General features: G+C 67.0%; 18 protein-coding genes. 4 read left to right on the top strand and 14 right to left on the bottom strand.

All coding sequences use genetic code 11. The features are described 5' to 3' along the window. Positions 1-26: 26 nt before the first annotated feature. Genes BLQ85_RS11355 through BLQ85_RS11345 form a run of 3 tightly spaced genes read right to left on the bottom strand, consistent with a single transcriptional unit; the run spans position 27 to position 2,533 of the window. Positions 27-1,133 carry a lipocalin-like domain-containing protein gene (locus BLQ85_RS11355; RefSeq protein WP_083336834.1) on the bottom strand — a complete coding sequence of 369 codons (1,107 nt, stop codon included), beginning with the start codon at positions 1,131-1,133 and terminating at the stop codon, positions 27-29. An 8-nt stretch (positions 1,134-1,141) separates the two neighbouring features. Beyond that, positions 1,142-2,224: a PLP-dependent cysteine synthase family protein gene (locus BLQ85_RS11350; protein WP_074577029.1), complete on the bottom strand. Its 1,083-nt coding sequence runs from the start codon at positions 2,222-2,224 to the stop codon at positions 1,142-1,144. 42 nt (positions 2,225-2,266) lie between these two features. Continuing rightward, positions 2,267-2,533: a DUF1127 domain-containing protein gene (locus BLQ85_RS11345; protein ID WP_074577027.1), complete on the bottom strand. Its 267-nt coding sequence runs from the start codon at positions 2,531-2,533 to the stop codon at positions 2,267-2,269. Positions 2,534-2,668: 135 nt separating this feature from the next. Between BLQ85_RS11345 and BLQ85_RS11340 the strand changes: the two genes are divergently transcribed. Then, positions 2,669-3,562, top strand: a complete 894-nt coding sequence (locus tag BLQ85_RS11340) for a LysR family transcriptional regulator (RefSeq protein WP_074577024.1) — start codon at positions 2,669-2,671, stop codon at positions 3,560-3,562. A gap of 8 nt (positions 3,563-3,570) precedes the next feature. Here BLQ85_RS11340 and BLQ85_RS11335 read toward each other — a convergent pair whose 3' ends face one another. Both BLQ85_RS11335 and BLQ85_RS11330 read right to left on the bottom strand, forming a co-directional pair. Beyond that, complete coding sequence (locus tag BLQ85_RS11335) at positions 3,571-4,245, bottom strand: glutathione S-transferase family protein (RefSeq protein ID WP_074577022.1); 675 nt, start codon at positions 4,243-4,245, stop codon at positions 3,571-3,573. 21 nt (positions 4,246-4,266) lie between these two features. Then, positions 4,267-4,692, bottom strand: a complete 426-nt coding sequence (locus BLQ85_RS11330; RefSeq protein ID WP_074577020.1) for a DoxX family protein — start codon at positions 4,690-4,692, stop codon at positions 4,267-4,269. A gap of 100 nt (positions 4,693-4,792) precedes the next feature. Between BLQ85_RS11330 and BLQ85_RS11325 the strand changes: the two genes are divergently transcribed. Beyond that, positions 4,793-5,683, top strand: a complete 891-nt coding sequence (locus BLQ85_RS11325) for a LysR family transcriptional regulator (protein ID WP_254806411.1) — start codon at positions 4,793-4,795, stop codon at positions 5,681-5,683. A 13-nt stretch (positions 5,684-5,696) separates the two neighbouring features. On the opposite strand, the gene BLQ85_RS11320 is transcribed toward BLQ85_RS11325, so the two are convergent. The 3 genes from BLQ85_RS11320 to BLQ85_RS11310 form a co-directional block, all read right to left on the bottom strand. Next, a complete protein-coding gene (locus BLQ85_RS11320; protein WP_074577016.1) occupies positions 5,697-5,936 on the bottom strand; it encodes a hypothetical protein in 240 nt (79 codons plus the stop codon). Positions 5,937-6,137: 201 nt separating this feature from the next. Further along, positions 6,138-6,602, bottom strand: a complete 465-nt coding sequence (locus BLQ85_RS11315) for a hypothetical protein (protein WP_074577013.1) — start codon at positions 6,600-6,602, stop codon at positions 6,138-6,140. Positions 6,603-6,785: 183 nt separating this feature from the next. Continuing rightward, complete coding sequence (locus BLQ85_RS11310; protein ID WP_139200953.1) at positions 6,786-9,335, bottom strand: FtsX-like permease family protein; 2,550 nt, start codon at positions 9,333-9,335, stop codon at positions 6,786-6,788. A 150-nt stretch (positions 9,336-9,485) separates the two neighbouring features. Between BLQ85_RS11310 and BLQ85_RS11305 the strand changes: the two genes are divergently transcribed. Both BLQ85_RS11305 and BLQ85_RS11300 read left to right on the top strand, forming a co-directional pair. Further along, positions 9,486-10,457 (top strand): threo-3-hydroxy-L-aspartate ammonia-lyase, encoded by a 972-nt coding sequence (locus tag BLQ85_RS11305; protein ID WP_074577739.1) that lies wholly within the window; start codon positions 9,486-9,488, stop codon positions 10,455-10,457. A 316-nt stretch (positions 10,458-10,773) separates the two neighbouring features. Then, entirely contained in the window at positions 10,774-11,310 is a 537-nt protein-coding gene (locus BLQ85_RS11300) for an AP2 domain-containing protein (RefSeq protein WP_074577008.1), read from the top strand. A 19-nt stretch (positions 11,311-11,329) separates the two neighbouring features. Here the strand turns inward: BLQ85_RS11300 and BLQ85_RS11295 are convergent, their stop codons facing one another. The 6 genes from BLQ85_RS11295 to BLQ85_RS11270 form a co-directional block, all read right to left on the bottom strand. Continuing rightward, positions 11,330-11,977, bottom strand: a complete 648-nt coding sequence (locus tag BLQ85_RS11295; RefSeq protein WP_074577006.1) for an ABC transporter ATP-binding protein — start codon at positions 11,975-11,977, stop codon at positions 11,330-11,332. A gap of 238 nt (positions 11,978-12,215) precedes the next feature. Next, complete coding sequence (locus BLQ85_RS11290) at positions 12,216-13,673, bottom strand: mechanosensitive ion channel (RefSeq protein WP_074577004.1); 1,458 nt, start codon at positions 13,671-13,673, stop codon at positions 12,216-12,218. Between the two features lie 104 nt (positions 13,674-13,777). Then, positions 13,778-14,695: a tRNA (adenosine(37)-N6)-dimethylallyltransferase MiaA gene (gene miaA, locus BLQ85_RS11285; protein ID WP_254806428.1), complete on the bottom strand. Its 918-nt coding sequence runs from the start codon at positions 14,693-14,695 to the stop codon at positions 13,778-13,780. Between the two features lie 56 nt (positions 14,696-14,751). Then, positions 14,752-15,996 (bottom strand): multidrug effflux MFS transporter, encoded by a 1,245-nt coding sequence (locus BLQ85_RS11280; RefSeq protein ID WP_083336832.1) that lies wholly within the window; start codon positions 15,994-15,996, stop codon positions 14,752-14,754. 54 nt (positions 15,997-16,050) lie between these two features. After that, the gene (locus BLQ85_RS11275) at positions 16,051-16,404 is read right to left on the bottom strand and encodes a hypothetical protein (RefSeq protein ID WP_074576998.1); all 354 of its coding nucleotides are present in this window, start codon (positions 16,402-16,404) and stop codon (positions 16,051-16,053) included. Positions 16,405-16,428: 24 nt separating this feature from the next. Further along, a complete protein-coding gene (locus tag BLQ85_RS11270) occupies positions 16,429-17,607 on the bottom strand; it encodes an ammonium transporter (RefSeq protein WP_254806410.1) in 1,179 nt (392 codons plus the stop codon). Positions 17,608-17,884: the final 277 nt, after the last annotated feature.

Raw genomic sequence — 17,884 nt, 5'->3', positions numbered from 1 at the left:
TTGAAATTTGAAAAGAGATAGCGAATTCACATCCGCAGCGGTTGCGCATACCCCGTCATTTCCAGATACCCCATCCCAACCAGTTTGCCGTTGCTGTCGATCAGCTCACTCAAACCTTCCCAATAAATGGAACCTGTGGATTGGCGGCTGTCGAGTTCCTGGTTGTCGATGACGGCCCGCACGGTATAAAAATCGGCGGGGGTGCGGACTATCCATTCCACCGGGTAGGTGGTTTGCGTCAGCGGGCTTTTCCAGTGGCGCACGGGCTTGAAGATGACTTCGCCGCGGCTGAAGCTGTACAAGCCGCCCTTGGGCGAGCGGAAGGAGCCGCCGTCCCACAGCGTGCCGCCGTCTTTGCCACGCAGCCGGAAGGCGGTCAGGGCGCTGCCGTCGGTCAGGTTCATGCCTATCCAGTCCCAGCCCGCGGCCTCGGGGTGCAGGATTTCCTCGCTCCACTCGTGGTCCAGCCAGGCCTTGCCGCTCACGGCAAAATCCTGGCCTTTGAATTGCACGGTGCCGCGTGTGGCCAATTGCGGCTGGCTGTAGTAGTAGCTGGCCTGTTTTTCATCAGGCCCTTTGCGCGACAGGCCTTGTTTTCCCTGCAGCAGCACCTCCTGCGTTTCTTCAAACGCCAGCTTGAGCGCGAAGTCGCTGGACGGCAACTCCGCGAGGTACTTGCCGCCTTGGGCTTTGAGCGACCAGTCGCGCAGCTTGAGGTTCATGTCGCGTTCGCTGGCCGTGGCGATGCCAAAGCCGTCGCGCGCGATGCGCTGGTCGTGCCAGAGTTTTTTGCCCTGCAGGTCGGTCAGGGCGGCGTGGGCAAAGAGCAGCTGTTTGGCGGCGAATTTCGAGGCCATGCCCTGGGTGGCGTCCACGCGCGAACGGAAAAAAGTGAGCTGGAAACCGAATGTCCGCTTGCCTGCTTCGGTGCTGGCCTGGCCCGTGATGTACCACCACTCGGTGCGAAATTCTGGGTGGGCGCCGCGGTCGCGCGGAAACTCCAGGGTTTTGGCGGGCAAGGCTTGGGCTGGATGGGTGATGCCGCCCCAGCCGGCCAGCGCGGCGCCGGCCAGCAGCAGGCCGCGCCTGGGCAGCAGGGCGGGCAGGGTGTGCATGGGCGGCGGCAAGGGCATGGGTTTCTTCAGGCGGCAGCCGCGGGCCGCAGCAGCCTGGCGACCTGCGCCTGGGCGGCCGTGCAGTCGCCGATGGTCCCGGCCACCCATTCGGCGTTGTAGTAAGTCGGCAGGTAGCGCTCGCCCGAGTCGCACAGCAGCGACAGGATGGAGCCTTGCTCGCCGCGCGCCAGCATCTCGTGCGCCAGCGCCAGCATGCCGACCAGGTTGGTGCCGGTGGACGGCCCAACCCGGCGGCCCAGCAGCTGCGATAGCGCCTGCATGGCGGCGATCGAGTCCACATCGGCGACTTCCACCATGCGGTCTATCACCGTGCGGATAAAGCTGGCCTCCACGCGCGGCCGGCCTATGCCCTCGATGCGCGAGCCCGCGCCGGTCAGGCCCGCGTCGCCGCTGCGGTGATAAGCGGCAAAGACCGAACCCACCGGATCGGCCACGCAGAGCCGGCTGTCGTGGCGCTGGTAACGCACGTAACGGCCTATGGTGGCGCTGGTGCCGCCCGTGCCAGCGCCCACCACAATCCAACGCGGCACGGGATGCCTTTCGCGCGCCATCTGGCTGAACATGCTTTCGGCGATGTTGTTGTTGCCGCGCCAGTCGGTGGCGCGCTCGGCATAGGTGAACTGGTCCATGTAGTGGCCGCCGGTTTCCCGAGCCAGCCTGCGCGCTTCGTCGTAGACCTGCGCGGCGCTGTCCACCCAGTGGCAGCGTCCGCCGTAAAACTCGATCTGAGCGACTTTTTCGGGTGAGGTGCTGCGCGGCATCACCGCGATAAAGGGCAGGCCCAGCAGGCGCGCGAAGTAGGCCTCGCTGACCGCGGTGGAACCGCTTGAGGCCTCGACGATGGTCGAACCTTCATGGATCAGGCCGTTGCACAGCGCGTACAAAAACAGCGAACGCGCCAGCCGGTGCTTGAGGCTGCCGGTCGGGTGCGTGGATTCGTCCTTGAGGTAGAAATCGATGCCGCGCGCGGCGAACTCCGGCAGCGGCAGGGGAATCAGGTGGGTGTCGGCGCTGCGCTGGTAGTCGGCTTCAATGCGGACGACGGCGGCACTGAGCCAGGAGCTGCTGGGTGTTTGGGGGGCGGCCATGGCCCCGATTCTCGCAGCAAGCAAGGCCCTGGTGGCCGGCTTTTAATGCCGGCTGGCCCTCCAGGATGAGGGCTCGCCGAACAGGGCCGGGATCTCGCTGCGGCCTATGCCCAGGTCGTTCAGTTCATGGCTGCTCATGGCCATCAGCTCGTCCCGCTGCAATCGGCGTGGCGTCGGTGCGCCGCCGCGCGATGGCCTGAACCAGGCGCCACCAATCCTGCACAGCGCCGCCGCCAGGCCCGCGAAGCGCTGCAGTCCCGCTGTGAGGCTGAATCCCGGTGAGACGGTGGGAATGGTGGCGGCAGGCATGGGGTGCTCCTTGGGGTATGAGGGTGTGGATGAAGCCAAGCGCCCATGGTGCAATTTATTCTGGTATTGTGGAAGTTGAGTTTTCTGATCAAAACTATCAGTATTCCTGATGAAGCATGTTGTGAGGCGTCTTTCATGCGTGAATTGAACCTGGACCAGCTGCGCACCCTGGTGGCCATTACCGACCTGGGCACTTTTTCGGCCGCCGCGCAGGGCCTGCACCTGGCGCAGCCCACCGTGAGCCTGCACGTGAGCGAACTCGAAAGCCGCCTGGGCACGCCGCTGGTGGTGCGCGGCGGGCGCAAGGTCGAGCCCACGCCGGCCGGCGCTGTGCTGGTGGAGCGGGCCCGCCGCCTGCTGCGTGACGCCGACGATGCGGTCGATGCGGTCAAGCGCCATGTCGAGGGCCGCGCCGGCCGCGTGCGCCTGGGCAGCACCACCGGGGTGCTGGTCTACTTCTTGCCGCAGGTGCTCAAGGCCATGGAGCTGGCCCATCCCGACATCGACGTCGAGGTCAGCATCCTGGGTTCGGCCGATACCCTGGAGCGGCTGGCGCAGGGCACGCTGGACGTGGGCTTGGTCGCCACGCCCCCGCCCGCGCAGCGCGGCATGGTGATCACGCATTGGCGCAGCGACCCGATGATGGCTTTTGTGCCCAGGCGCTGGAAGGCGCCGAAACACGCCACGCCGGCCTGGCTGGCCGGCAAGCCGCTGATCTTCAACGAGACGCCCACCCATATGTACCGCATGACCATGGCCTGGTTTGCCGATGCGGGCTTCACGCCGCGCGCGCGCATCGAGCTCAATTATTCCGAGGCCATCAAGAGCCTGGTGGCTGCCGGTTACGGCGCCGCCGTGCTGCCCCGGGAAGAATCGCAGGAAGAGTCCCATGTGCGGCACGACGTGCAACTGCTGCCGCTCAAGCCCGCGCTGGTGCGGCACACGGCCATGGTGCATCGGCCGCCGGAGGCACTGGACGGCGCCACGCGCAACCTGCTCAAGATACTGGCGAATTTCCGCCAGGCCTAGGACCTTTGCTAAGCCGTGGCGACTCCTTCCATTCGCCGCGAAAGCTCGGAGCCGCGCCGGCGCAGGAACTGCGTGAGGGCGGCCGCATAGTCGCCGCGCACGGCCTGCCGCACGGAGGGCCGCTGCGCCAACGCGGCGCGCCAGGCGAGCACCTTGGGCGTAGCGTCAAAAAAGCCGGTTTCACCCAGCGCCTCAAAGACGTCGAAATAGCGGAACACCGGGCCGAAGACCGCATCGACGATGCTGAAGGCCTCGCCTGAAAAGAAAGGCCCCCGCGCCGGCAGCACGGCCTCCAGCTGCGCTAACCTGGCGGCCAGTTCTTCGCGCCGGCTTTGCAGGGCAGCGGCATCGGGCGCGTTGTAAAAGGCGGCGATGGTGTTCAGGACGCTGGAGCCGAACTCCATCCACGCCCGGTGCTGCGCGCGCTGGAGCGCATCGCCCGGGTGCAGGCGCGGCAGCAGCGTGTCGTCCAGGTATTCGCAGATCACGGCGGATTCAAAAACCGCGTCTTCGTCCACCAGCAGCACCGGCGTCTTGCCCAGCGGCGAGACGGCCTTGAACCAGTCCGGTTTGTTGGCAAGGTCCACATCGCGGCGCTCAAAGGCCACGCCTTTCTCAGCGAGCACGATGGCCGCGCGCTGGACGTAAGGGCATAGCGTGTGGCTGATCAGGGTGAGTGTCATGGTGTGGACTCCTGATGCGCTTCAGCGGGGCGCCAGCAACTGGCTGCGGCGCGCGGCCCAGGCGCCGTCGCCGAGCAGCCATTGCGCCAGCGAGGCCACCAGCAGGAACAGCGGGTATTCCCAGCCGCCCTTGGGGCTGGTGAACACCCAGCCGTTGGGCCAGTGCACCCAGACCACGACCGCCAGCACAGGTGCCAGCAGCAGCGAGGCCTGGCGGCCGTAAAAACCCAGCAGCAAGGCCGCGCCGCCGGCCAGCTCGGCCGCGACCACGGCATAGGCCATAAAGCCCGGCAGGCCGACCGACTCGAAGAACTGCGCCGTGCCGGGCAGGGTGAAGACGAAAATTTTCAGCAGCGCGTGGGTGATCCACATGGTGCCCAGCGCGATGCGCAGCAGCGTGGCGCCGTGGCTGGCGGCGAGGTTTTCAGCCGAAGAGGTGGTGCTCATGGTGCGGTGCCCGGTCAAGGGCGGGAGTTGAAGGAGTCGCTACTTTATGTTTGCAGGAAAGCAAAGTAAATTAGCAACTATGAAAACATCCATTGCAAAAATGCAATACGCTTTGACGGCCTACGACCTGCAAACCCTGCTGGCGCTGGTGCGCGGCGCCACGCTGGCCGAAGCCGCGCGGCGGCTGGGCGCCGATGCCTCCACCGTGTTCCGCTCGGTGCAGCGGATCGAAAAAAACCTGGGCCAGCGCCTGTTCGAGCGCTCCCGCCTTGGCTACCTGCCGACCGAGCCCATGCTGGGCCTGGTGCCGCATGCCGAGCGCATAGAGGCCGAGCTCGAAGCCGCGCGCGCCGGCGCCCAGCACCCGCATGAAGGCGTGGCCGGCCGGGTGCGGCTCACGACCACCGACGCCGTGTTGCGCGGGCTGGTGTTGCCTTCGCTCAAACCGCTGCTGGCGCAGCACCCGCTGCTGCAGCTGGACCTGCGAACCGGCAACGAGCTGGCCAGCCTGAGCCGGCGCGATGCCGACCTGGCCCTGCGCGCCACACGCAAGCCGCCCGACCACCTTGTGGGGCGCAAGCTGGGCACGGTGCGTTTTGTGCTGTGCGGCCTCAAGGCGCAGGCCAGGGCCTTGTCGGCGGGAAAGAAGCCTTCAGCGCTGGACGCGCTCGCCGGCTTTGACTGGATAGCGCCCGATGAAGCCCTGCCCGAACATCCCTCGGTGCTGTGGCGGCGCAAGCAGCTGCCCAAGGTGACACCGCGCCACTATGCCGACGGTATCGTGGCGGTGATGGATGCGATCAAGGCGGGGCTGGGGGTGGGCATTGTGCCGGTGTTCATGCTGGCCGGTGAGCCGGCGCTGGTGCCGCTGGGCGACACGCTGGAAGGCTGTGAGTCAGATCTGTGGCTGCTGGCGCATGCCGAGTCGCGCCACCTGCGAAGGATTGCGGTGGTCTACGATCATTTCGCGGCCAGCGTGCGGCTGGCCTGAGCTGTTCGCAAAATCAAAACGACTGGCTGGCGCTGGAAGAGCCGGAAGTGCGGAACACGACTTCGCCGCTGGGGATGTGGACCACGCGCACTTCCTGGCGGGTGGGGTCGGCGACGCTTTTGACGGCGACGGCGACCGCCAGGGAGTAGTCCGCAAAAACATGGTTGGAACTGCTGGGCGGCAACAGGCTGCCCTTGACCGGGTCCACGTTTTCAATGCGGTAGTCATGTGGCGGTGCTTTGACGGATGCCATGGTGAAGACCTCTTTGAAGTGATTTCGGTTTTGGGGGATATGGCCTCCATGGTAGGAGCGCAGGGCGGCGCTGTGATGACAATTGCGGGACAAAAACGTGACCATGCGTAAGCAAAAGAAAGCGCCTTCACCTGAAGGCGCTTGCATTGGCAAAAACTAAGCCGATGGGTTTGCGGCCCGCCCTGCCACTAATCCTTTAGTTCAGTGCAGGCCCTGGCCCGGGCTGCGCTCCGACAGCTCCAGCTTCTTCATTTCGACGGCCACCGACTTGAGCATTTCCAGCGAGGCTTCCGGCGTCTGAACGATGCCCAGCCAGCCGAAAAGGTGGTGCCGCAGGAACAGCAAAATCTTGCCGGTCAGCGGGTCGCAGGCCACCCAGTGGCGCGGGGTGTAGCAGGGCTCCAGCGCGCACAGCGGCGGGCAGTCCAGCGGGTAGGGCGGATCCAGCTCGGCGCGCAGGCCGGCCAGGTCCGTCACCAGGTCTTCAAGCTCCTCGGCCTGCAGCGTGAGCGGCTGCGCCATCTCCAGCGTGACGCTGCCATCCTCGTTGCGCACGGCCAGCAGGCCGTGGGCGAGCCGCGTTGCCATGTGCGGCGGCCGCTGGCCGGCCGCGCCGGTATGGGGGTTGGCGTGGGAGGCGGGATTGGCGTTCGGGGTGGTGCTCATGGCGTGCTCCCGTGCGTGAGGGGATGACAGAAGGGGGCGAATGTGACCGGGTGTTGGGCCGGGCGCATGGGAACCAGTGTGCGGCGCGGCAGGGCCGGGCGGCGTGGGAAACCGGCCTTGCGCGCTGTAGGACGGCGCGGTGGCATGCCCCCAGCCGCACTCCCGACGAAGCGCGGCTGTGGCCTACCAGTCTTCCTTGACCGCCAGCACCGCATCCTTGCCGGCCGCGGCGCGCCCGGCCAGCCACGCGGTCAATGTGCCCGCCACCATCACGGCCGCGCACAGCAGGCCCAGGCGCAGCCAGGGCGCCATCAGGTCCATGGTCCAGTGAAAGCTTTGTGGGTTCACCACGTAGACCAGCACGGTGGAAACCGCCAGCCCGAGCGTGAGGCCGGCCAGCGCGCCTATCAATGTCCAGGCCGCGCCTTCGCCGGCCACCACGGCCAGGATCTGCCGCCGCGTCAGGCCCAGGTGCGCCAGCAGGCCGAACTCCTTGCGCCGCGCCAGCACCTGGGCACTGAAGCTGGCCGCCACACCGAAAAGGCCTATGGCAATCGCCACCGCCTGCAGCCAGTAGGTGACCGCGAAGCTGCGGTCGAAAATCCGCAGCGAGGTCGCCCGCAGCTCGCTGACCGAGGCCAGCTCCAGCAGCGCGCCCGCGCCCGACTGCCGCTCGGCCAGCGCGCGCACCGATTGCTGCACCTGGGCATCGCCCGCGCTGCCGTCCAGCCACAGCGCCAGGTCGTTGGCGCGCCGGTCGCCGCTCAGGCTTTCGAAGTCGGTCCTGGCCATCGCAATGGCGCCGAACTGGCGCGCATAGTCGCGCCAGACGCCGGCCACATAAAACGGCGGCGCCGCTGCGCCGGCGGCCGTGACACCCAAAGACTGCGAGAGCGGACGAAAGACCGTGCCCGGCTGCGCGCCATACAGGTCGACCATGGGCTCGCTCACATAGATGCCGATATGCCCAGGTGGCACCGGCAGCAGCCGGCCCACCAGCGGCAGCGCGCTGGCCGGGTCGTCCAGCGGGCGCGCGATCAGGGTGACGGCCGGCCTGGCCGGGTCCAGCAGCAGTTGCACGGTGCGCGCCGCGCCCACGCGCGCCACCCCGGGCAGGCGGCTTAGCGCCTCGACGAATTCCGGCGAAAAATAGGCGGTGTCGCTGGCCGAGCTGCCCAGCGCCGTGCGCACATAGAGGTCGGCCGGCAGTACCACGTCCAGCCAGCGGGTGACCGATTCGCGAAAGCTCGCGACCATCACCGTCAGCGCCACCGCCAGGCTCAGCGAGGCCACCACACCGCTGACGGCCACGGCCGCGCTTTCGCGCACGCGGCGCGCGCGCTCCACCGCCAGCATCGGCAACAGGTGATGGGCGACATGGGGGCCGAGCCTGTCGTACAGCAGCGCGATCAGCCAGGGCAGGGCTGTGATGCCGCCCACCAGCAGCAGGCCCACGGACACATAGGCCGCCAGCGGAATGCCGAACAGCGGCGGCACCAGCGCCAGCAGGCCGCCGGCGGCGACCAGGGCAATGCTGAGCCAGTGGCCCTTGCCGGCGCCGGCGCTGGCGCCCAGGCCCTTGAGGGTTTGCGCAGGCGGCAGCTTTTGCGCGGCTCGCGCCGGCCACCAGCCGCCCACGGCCGCGGCCAGCACGCCCAGCGAACCATAGGTAAAAGCCGCGGCGCCATTCCACTGCAGGCTGGGCGCGACACCGGAAAAATAGCCGCCGCCCAGGTCACCGCCCAGCAGCCGTAGCGCCAGCGCGGCCAGCGCCGTGCCCAGCGCGATGCCCAGCATGCTGCCGGCCAGGCCCAGCAGCACAGATTCGGCCAGCACCAGCCGCAGGCGCTCGCGGCCGGTGAGGCCCAGCACGCCCAGCAGCGCAAACTGCTGCGCGCGCTTGGCCACGCTGAGCGAGAGCACCGAGAAAACAAGAAAAGCACCGGTGAACAGCGCCACCAGCGCCAGCACCGTGAGGTTGACGCGGTAGGCACGCGAGAGCCTGCTCACGCGTTCGGCCGCATCGCCCGGCGCGGTGGCCGTGATGCCGGTCGGCAATTGCAGCGAGGCGATAAAGCCTTGCGCCGCGGTGCCGGGCTTGAGCCGCACGTCGATGCGCGAGAGCTGGCCGACCTTGCCGAACAGGTCTTGCGCGGCGGCGATGTCCATCACGGCCAGCGGCCCGCCGCCCGCACCCACTGTGCCGGCCACGCTCACGCCGCGCAGTTCGAGGCCGCTTTGCAGGCGCAGCGAAGACCCGCCGAACAGCTGCCGCGCGGCCGGATTCAAAAACGCCGTGCCGGGGGCGAACAGCGCGAAGCGGTCCGCGTTCGACGCGGGTACGGGCATCAGGGCTGGTGCCATGGCGCCGACTGCCAGCACGTCCACGCCCATGATGCGCAGCGGCAGGCGCTCGGTCTTGCCGGTCGCGGTTTGTGTGGCCGCGTAGGTGTTGATCTCCAGCACCGGGCTGGCCAGGGCGACCCGCGGGTCGGCGGCCACGCGCTGGTAAAGGCTTTCGTCAAAGCCGCCCTGCACGGCGCGCAGCTCCAGGTCGGGCTGGCCGTTGACCGCGCGCACTGCCTGGGAAAACTCGCTGAGCGCCGAGGCATTGATCAGCTGCACCGAAAACGCCAGCGCCACACCCAGCATCACCGCCGCCACCGCGGCGGCATTGCGCCAGGGATGGTGTTTCAATTCCCGCCAGGAGAAGCTAAAGAGCAAGGCGCGCATGGGCTTCATTGTGCTTCAGCGCCGCAAATGCAGTGCCAGCCGGCATCTGTACCGGTACAGAAAGGGCTCGCCTGTTGCTGCCGGGAAAACACTGCCTTCGTTTAAGCTAGGCCCTGAATTTTCCGTCCTGACATGAAAGCCTGCTCCACCATGCAACTCCCCACCTACGACGACGTTATAGCCGCCGCCGCGCGCATTGAAGGCCATGCGCACCGTACACCCGTGCTGCAATCGGCCACCGCCCAGGCTCGCTGGGGTGCCGAATTCTTCTTCAAATGCGAAAACTTCCAGCGCATGGGCGCCTTCAAGTTTCGCGGCGCCTTCAATGCGCTGTCGAAGTTCGACGCGGCTCAGCGCAAGGCCGGGGCCATCGCGTTCTCGTCCGGCAACCACGCACAGGCCGTGGCGCTGTCGGCACGCATGCTGGGCATGCCGGCGGTGATCGTGATGCCGCAGGACGCGCCCGCCGCCAAGCTGGCCGCCACGCGCGGCTACGGCGCTGAAGTGGTGCTCTACGACCGTTTTACCGAAGACCGCGAGGCGCTCACCCAAGGCCTGGCCGCCGAGCGCGGCATGACGCTGATCCCGCCTTACGACCACCCCGATGTGATCGCCGGACAGGGCACGGCCGCCAAGGAACTGTTCGAGGAAACCGGCGCGCTGGACCGTCTCTACATCTGCCTGGGCGGCGGCGGCCTCACCAGCGGCTCGGCCCTGGCGGCGCGCGCGCTGGCACCGACATGCAAGGTCTACGGCGTGGAGCCCGAAGCCGGCGACGACGGCCGGCAATCGCTGCGCGCCGGCCGCATCGTGCGCATCGCCACACCCAAAACCATCGCCGACGGCGCGCAAACCCAGTACCTGGGCGAATACACCTTCGGCATCATCCGCCGCGACGTGGACGACATCCTCACCGTGAGCGACGCGCAGCTGGTGGAGGCCATGCGCTTTTTCGCCGAGCGTATGAAGATGGTGGTGGAGCCAACCGGTTGCCTGTCCTTTGCCGGCGCCTGCAAGGCGCTGGAAGAAAAACCGCCCGCCAAGGGCGAGCGCATAGGCGTCATCGTGAGCGGCGGCAACGTCGACCTGGCGCGCTACGCGGAGCTGCTGGCCGCGCGCTGAGCCGCCGCAAGGGCACGTGCGCGGGGCTTTGCCCTGGGCGGCCGGTGCCCGATTTTTTTCTGGTTTGCCTGTTGTCCGGGACGCGGTCGCGCGTGTGCCTTGCTGTACGCGCTCGGGCTTGAACGCGGTTTTAGTACGGAAAATCCAACAAACAATAGCCGCGCCAGGACAATGTCCGTGGGTCTGCCGGGTGAGTTCGCATACGGTTCAGGGTCTTTAAAAAAGTGCTTCATCGAAGTGCTTCTCCCATTTGGCCCCATGGCCTGAACCCAGTGCGGCAGACCCGACCATGTTTAGAACCGACCCTCAAAACCCTTTGCGCCGCATCACCCGCGTCGAATCCGATCGCGAAAGAAGCTGGCGAGTCACGGTCCGCCGCTATGGGCAGACCATTGCCAGGACGTTTACCGACCTCTGCTACGGCGGCAAGCGCAAATCGCTCGCCGCGGCCAAGATTTACCGGGACGCGCTGGAAGCGCACATCGCCACGTTTGACGCGGATCATCGCCTCTGGCGCCGCACGCAGAAAAACAAAGGCAATTCATCGGGAACGGTAGGCGTGGCGCGCTACCTGGCGCCTCCCAAAGTACCGGGCGGCCCGCCCGCGCCCTATTGGCAGGCTTTCTGGCTGGATGAGCTGGGCAAGCGCCAGAGCAAGGTCTTTCGGGTGGGCGCCCATGGCGAGAGAGAGGCCAGGCGGCTTGCCCTGCAAGCGCATGCCCAGGGCCTGGCCGAGGTGCATGCCGCCTTCCAGCGCAAGGCACGACTGGAGCCCCAGAACAGCAAGCTTGGCAAGGAACATGAGTTCCTTCTTTTTGCCGCCGCCTTCGCCGCTGAATCCTTGCGGCCCTGAAGCCCGGCCGCCAGGGATTTCAGCCGGCGCGTATGCCGTCTGCGTTCAGGTGCAGTATGCGGTCGGCGCGCGCGGCGGCGGCTTCCGAGTGCGTGACCAGCACCAGTGAAGCGCCTTGCCCGCGTGTCTGTGCGATCAGCGCGTCCATCACGCGCGCGGCGGTGGACGGGTCCAGATTGCCCGTGGGTTCGTCGGCCAGCAGCAGGCTGGGCTTGTGCACCAGCGCGCGTGCAATGGCCACGCGCTGCAGCTGGCCGCCGCTGAGCTGCTGCGGCAAGCGGCCACCCAGGCCGGCCAGGCCCACGGCTTCCAGCATGGTCTCCACTCGGGCCGCGTCGGGCTGCTCCAGCAGCAGCAAGGGCAGCGCCACGTTTTGCGCCACGTCCAGGTGCGGCAGCACATGGAAAGCCTGGAACACAAAACCCACATGGCGGCGGCGCAGCAGCGCGCGTTCGTCGTCGCCGAGCACGCCCAGGTCCTGGCCCTTGAGCTGCACCGAGCCCTCATCCCAGCTGTCCAGCCCGGCCATGCAGTTGAGCAACGTGGACTTGCCCACGCCCGATTCACCGACGATGGCGACGAACTCGCCGGGCGCGACATCCAGCGAGACGTCGCTGAAGACGGGGGTGTCCAGATAGCGTTTGGCGAGGTGGCGGACTTGGAGCATGGGGTTATCGTACCCCCCCCGCCCAGGCTCACTGCGTGTAGCCTGTCCCCCCCTCAAGGGGGCGGCGCCTGGGGCCGGCGAAGCCGGACCCGCGGCCCCCACTGGTAAATACCCAGCACTGGTTACGTTAATGAACTCTTAAACCCAGCCGGGGCCGCGGAACCGGCTTTGCCGGGCCGCAGGCGCAGCGGCCCCCTCGGGGGGCAGGGAGCTACACGAAGTGCGCGACCGTGGGGGCCTACTCTTTCCAGCGCTCGAGCCAACGCTCCATCAGCTTGCCGGCGGCTTCGCGCCCGCCCAGCCCGAAGGACAGCGCCACTGCGACGGCTACCGAGCCCAGCGTGAGGCCGAAGGCCAGGTGCACGATTTCGTTGGCGATGCCCATGGCGCGCAGGCCCATGGCGATCACCAGCCCCAGGATGGCTACGCGCGCCACGCCGGCCAGCCCGGCCGTGTGCTTGCCGCTGGCCTTCTGGATGGCGTCGAAGGCGAGGTTGGAAATCCAGAAGCCCACGGCCAGGATGGCGCCGCCCAGCACGATGTCGGCGCCGAAGCGGATGAAGGAGGCCACCATGACGCCCACCTGCTCGAAGCCGAGCTGGCCGGCCGCTTCGGTGGCGGCAAACAGCATGGCAAAAAACATCAGCAGGGTGGAGGCCAGGCGCGAGGGCCGGCCCGCGCCGGACAGCAGGCGCTGCACGCCCATTTTTTGCGGCAGGTTGTCGGCACCGGCGCTTTCCAGCAGGCTGGCGAGCAGGCGCGAGGCAAAACGCGCCACATACCAGGTCAGCAGCAAAATCACCGAGGCGGCCACGATGCGCGGCACGGCCGCGAACATCAGGCTGAGCATCTGCGAGGCCGGCCGCGAAATGGCTTCTATCCTGAGCGCGTCCAGCGCCGCGATCAGCGAGGGCACGAAGACGAAGATGAAAACCAGCGTGCCGGCCAGCGCCGACAGGCGTATGGAGCCGTCCAGGCCTATGTGCTGGTTGATGCGGTCGGCGCCGGCGGCGGCCAGCAGGTTGCTGACCAGGCCGCTCAGCACCCGGCCCACCACATAGCCGACCCCCGCGATCAGCAATGCCGCGAAGGCGCTGGGCACCATGCCGAGCACCTGGTTGAGCATCAGCGTCACGGGCTCCAGCAGGGCGTTGAGTTCAAAGGCCTTGAGGATGGCCGGCAGCAGCATCAGGATGACCAGCCAGAACAGCACATTGCCGACGTTGTGGCTCATGGGCGCCATGCCGGCCTCGCTGGAGAGCTTTTCGTCCAGCGTGGTCAGCGCCAGCGCGCGGGTGGCCAGCGCGCGCAGCACGGTGGCCAGCAGCCAGGCCAGCAGCGACAGCACCACGCCGGCAAGCAGCTTGGGCAGGTAGCCGATGATGTCGCTCATCATGCTGGCGAAGGGGTTGGTCAGCAGCGACAAGTCCAGCACATTGAGGACCGCGATCAAGGTGGCCAGCAGCACCAGCCAGAACACGCCCGCCGCCACCGGCGACTCGGCGTCCATCTGCACGCCCGAGCTTTCCTCGATGCGGACGTTGACCTTGAGCAGCCTCAGCAGGCGCCGCACGGCCGCGCGCGCGGCCACGGCCAGCAGCCAGCCCAGCGCCAGCACGGCGACGGCGCCCAGGATTTGGGGAATGTGTGCGCCCAGGCTGGCTTGCAGGGCGTTGGCAAAGGGTGACAGCTCCATGATGCGCTCTCCTTGTTGTTGTGACACTTCAGGCAGGCGAGACGGGTGCGCTTGTTACCCCGGGGGGCAGGCGCGCCCCATTCTTGCAGCTATGGATGCGGCGATCAAGCCGGGCGTGTCGGGCGTGTGGCGGCCGCATCCAGGCTTTGCGCGATGGCTTGCAGCACCTGTGCGACCGGTTGCCCGCCATCGCAGGCCACCACCAGGCGCTGCGGCATGGAGCGCAGCCAGGTGATCTGGCGCTTGGCCAGCTGGCGTGTGGCGAAAACACCCCTGTCGCGAAGCTCCGCCATCGGGTAGTCGCCGTCCAATGCTTCCCAGGCCTGGCGGTAGCCGACGCAGCGCATGGACGGCAGGTCGCGGTTCAGGTCGCCGCGCGCGCGCAGGGTTTTGACTTCCTCGATGAAACCGGCCGCCAGCATGGCGTCAAACCGCTGGGCGATGCGTTCATGCAGCCAGGCACGGTCTTGCGGTTCCAGCGAGATCAGGGTGAAGGCTTCGGCGGCACCGCTAACGGCGGCGGATTTTCTGGCCGCGCCTTGCGCATGGAAAAAAGAAAGCGGCCGGCCCGAGACGCGGAACACCTCCAGCGCGCGCGAGATGCGCTGCGAGTCGTTGGGCGCCAGCCGTTCGGCCGTAGCCGGGTCCACGCGCGCGAGTTCGGCGTGCAGCGCGGGCCAGCCGTGCGCGGCGGCCTCGTCGGCCAGCGCGGCGCGCACGGCGGCATCGGCCTTGGGCATGTCGTCCAGGCCGTCGAACAAGGCCTTGAAATACAGCATGGTGCCGCCCACCAGCAGCGGCAGCTTGCCGCGCGCCCGGATGTCCGCGATCAGGCGGCCGGCGTCGGCCACGAATTCGGCGGCGCTGTAGGCCTGCAGCGGGTCGCGGATGTCGATCAGGTGGTGCGGCACGGCCGCGAGTTCATCACGCGTGGGTTTGGCCGTGCCTATGTCCATGCCGCGGTAGACCAGGGCCGAGTCGACGCTGACGATCTCGGCCTCGTGGCGCTGCGCGATCGCCATCGCGGCGGCCGTCTTGCCCGACGCGGTGGGGCCGGCAATGCAGATGCAGGGAAGGCTCACGTCTTTCTCGCGGCGGCCTCATGCGCCGGCTCGCCGTATTTGCGCACCACCGTCCAGGCCGTCGTGGCGATCAAGACGCTCCAGAACCAGACGCCATGCGTCAAGGGCCGCACCGTGCCGTCCATGTGGGTGCCCAGCCAGCCGCCCATGCCGAAGGCCACCAGCATCATCAAAAAGCCGTTGAGCGCCGAAGCCGCGCCGGCCGCCTGCGGGAAGGGGCCGACCGCGCCGCTCTGGCCGCAGGGCTGGTGCACGCCGTGGCCCAGCATGAAGAGGTAGTAGGGCAGCATGATGGCCCAGACGTTTTGCACGCCGGCCCAGGCCAGCACGCCCATGGTGGTGCCGCCCGTCAGGCTCAGGCAGGCGGCAATCGCGACGGAGCGGCGCACGCCGAAGCGCGGCAGCAGGCGCCGGCAGATGAAGGTGCCGGCAAGGTAGCAAAAACACATGGAGAACATCACCAGGCCGTAGCCTGTCTTGCTCAGGCCCAGCACCCGGATGAAGACGAAGGAGGACGTGGCCAGGAAGGTAAACAGCCCGCCGTAGGAGGCCGCCGTGAGGGCCGAAAAAGCCAGGAAGGTGGGATGGCGCAGGATGGTGAGCCAGGTGCGCAGCAGGGTTCCGGGGCGCAGCGCCAGCGGGTTTTTCTGCGCCAGCGATTCCTCAAAACGCAGGCCGACCAGGGCCAGCGTGGCCGCGCCGAACACGGCCAGCGCCGCCAGCGCGACGCGCCAGCCATAAAGCTCGGACAGCAGGCCGCCCAGCGGCGCGCTGACGCAGGCCAGCACGCCCAGGCCACTCAGGCCCTTGGACATGACACGCGCACCTTCCAGCGGCTGGTACAGGTCGCGCACGATGGCACGCGCGCACATCACCACCGCGCCCATGGCCGCGCCCTGGACGACGCGCCAGGCAATCAGCAAAAGCATCGAGGGCGCGAAGGTGCTGCCGACCGAGGCCAGGGTGTAGGCCGACAGGCCCCACAGCAAGATGGGCCGGCGGCCGAAGCGGTCGGACAGCGGCCCCCAGATCAGCTGCGAGGAACCGAAGGCCAGCAGCAGCGCGCTCAGCGTGAGCTGGGCCTGCGACATGGGCGCGGCGAAGCCTTCGGTGAGCGCGGGCAGGGCCGGCAGGTAGAGGTCGGTGGTGACGGGCTGTATGCCCAGCAGCATTGAGAGGATCAATACGACCAGGCCGGCCGGCATGGCAGGCGCCGGGGTCTTCGAAACGGAAACATCCATTCAACTGAGCGTATCAGACAAACGCCCGTGTGGCAGCGCAGCCGCCACCGCGTTTCAGCGCAGGCCCGACTTGTACCGGGCGATGGCCTTGGCCCGGAGGTCTTCGCTGATTTCCGTTTCGCTTGCTGCGGATGCGGCCGGCAAGGCTTCGGCCGCGCCGGAAGCGCTTGGCGGCAAAGGTTCACTGCCGCGAGGGCCGAAAATCTTGGTCTGCGCATAAGCGGCATAGCCGCGCAGGCGCTCGTCCTTGCTTTTCAGTGCCTCTTGAATGACTTCGGTGGCGTAGGGCAGGTCGTGCAGGAATTGGTGGACGTTCAGTGAGCGTCCGAACTCCCGCTTCATGGGAATAACCATGCGCACTGCGTAGGTCATGAGGTCGGAATCCGGCGGATTCATGGTGAGCTGCATGCTGTACTGTGTTGATTCAGGAGCTCAGGCGCCTGAAATCATTTCACCGTGCTGGGCGAGGTCCAGCCCCAGTTGTTCCTCTTCCGCGGTCACGCGAAGGCCGGCCAGGGGCTTGACCACCAGCAGGATCAGCCAGGTCATGATGGCCGCGTAGGCCGCAACGGCGCAGGCTCCCATGAGATTGGTCAGCACGGTTGCGGTGACGGGCGCAATTTCCTTGAGCGCAAAGACCGGCGTCAGAACCGTGCCTATGAAACCGCCCACGCCATGCAGCGCAAACACATCGAGTGAGTCATCGATCCCTGTCGCGCGTTTGAAACGGGTCACCGCGAGGAAACAGCCGACACCCGCCACCGCGCCCAGCACCGATGCGCCGAGGACGCCGACAAAACCGGATGCCGGCGTGATGCCGACCAGGCCGGCAATGGCGCCTGTTGCCATGCCCAGCACGCTGAATTTACCGCGCTGGACATATTCGCAGATGCCCCACATGAACCCGCCGACGCAGGCAGCCACCTGGGTGGCCAGCAAGGCACCTACGGCGCGTGAACTGGCCTCGAAAGCCGAGCCTGCGTTAAAGCCAAACCAGCCGGCCCACAACAGCCCTGCGCCGATGATCGTCACCAGCAGGTTGTGAGGCACCATGGGCTCGGTCCCGAAGCCCTTGCGCGGCCCCACCACCTTGGCCGCGACCAGGCCGCTGGCCCCCGCGGCGATGTGCACCACCGTACCGCCCGCAAAGTCCATATGGCCCATGCTGGCGAGCCAGCCGGTGGGCTGCCAGATCCAGTGCGCCACGGGAGCGTAGACCAGGATGGTCCAGAAAGCCGCGAAGAAAATGGTGGCGCTCAGGCGCATGCGCTCGACGGTGGCCCCGATGATCAGCGCGAAGGTGATGATGGCGAATGCCAGCTGGAACATGAAAAAAGCGGATTCCGGGACGGTGGGGGCCGAAAGGTGTGCACCGACCTTGGCGCCCAGCAGCCCATCGCTAAGCGCGCGGCTCATGTCCCCAATCCAGGGATTGCCGGGCGTGAATGCAAGTGAGTAGGCAATGCCCGCCCATACCAGCGTGACGACCGTTGTGGCCGCAAAGGTGTGCGCCACGATGGACAGGGCATTTTTGGCCCGCATCATTCCGCTGTAGAACAGCATGATGCCCGGAATGGTCATCAGCAGCACCAGCACGGTCGAGATCAGCATCCATGCCGTGTCCGCCCCGTTAAATTTTGCGAGCGCGGGCATCGCCGTGGTTGCGGCTGTTTGGGCGTGCAGGGGGGCTGATGCCAATAGCGGCGGGACAAGAGCCAGCAAGTTGAAGGCAGGCAACCTGCGGATTACCAGGATTTGGCGCATAGATCCCTCTCGATTTTTGGAGTTTTCGAAAAGGGATGTTACATGCAGCTACATGTTGTGTGTAAGTTAAAAATACCTATTTTTTGGAAAATATTGCCTGATCTACAGTGTTAGTACCACTTTT

The sequence above is a fragment of the Polaromonas sp. JS666 genome (genome assembly GCF_900103405.1).
Taxonomy (GTDB): domain Bacteria; phylum Pseudomonadota; class Gammaproteobacteria; order Burkholderiales; family Burkholderiaceae_C; genus Polaromonas.
This window is presented reverse-complemented; position numbering and strand designations above follow the sequence as displayed.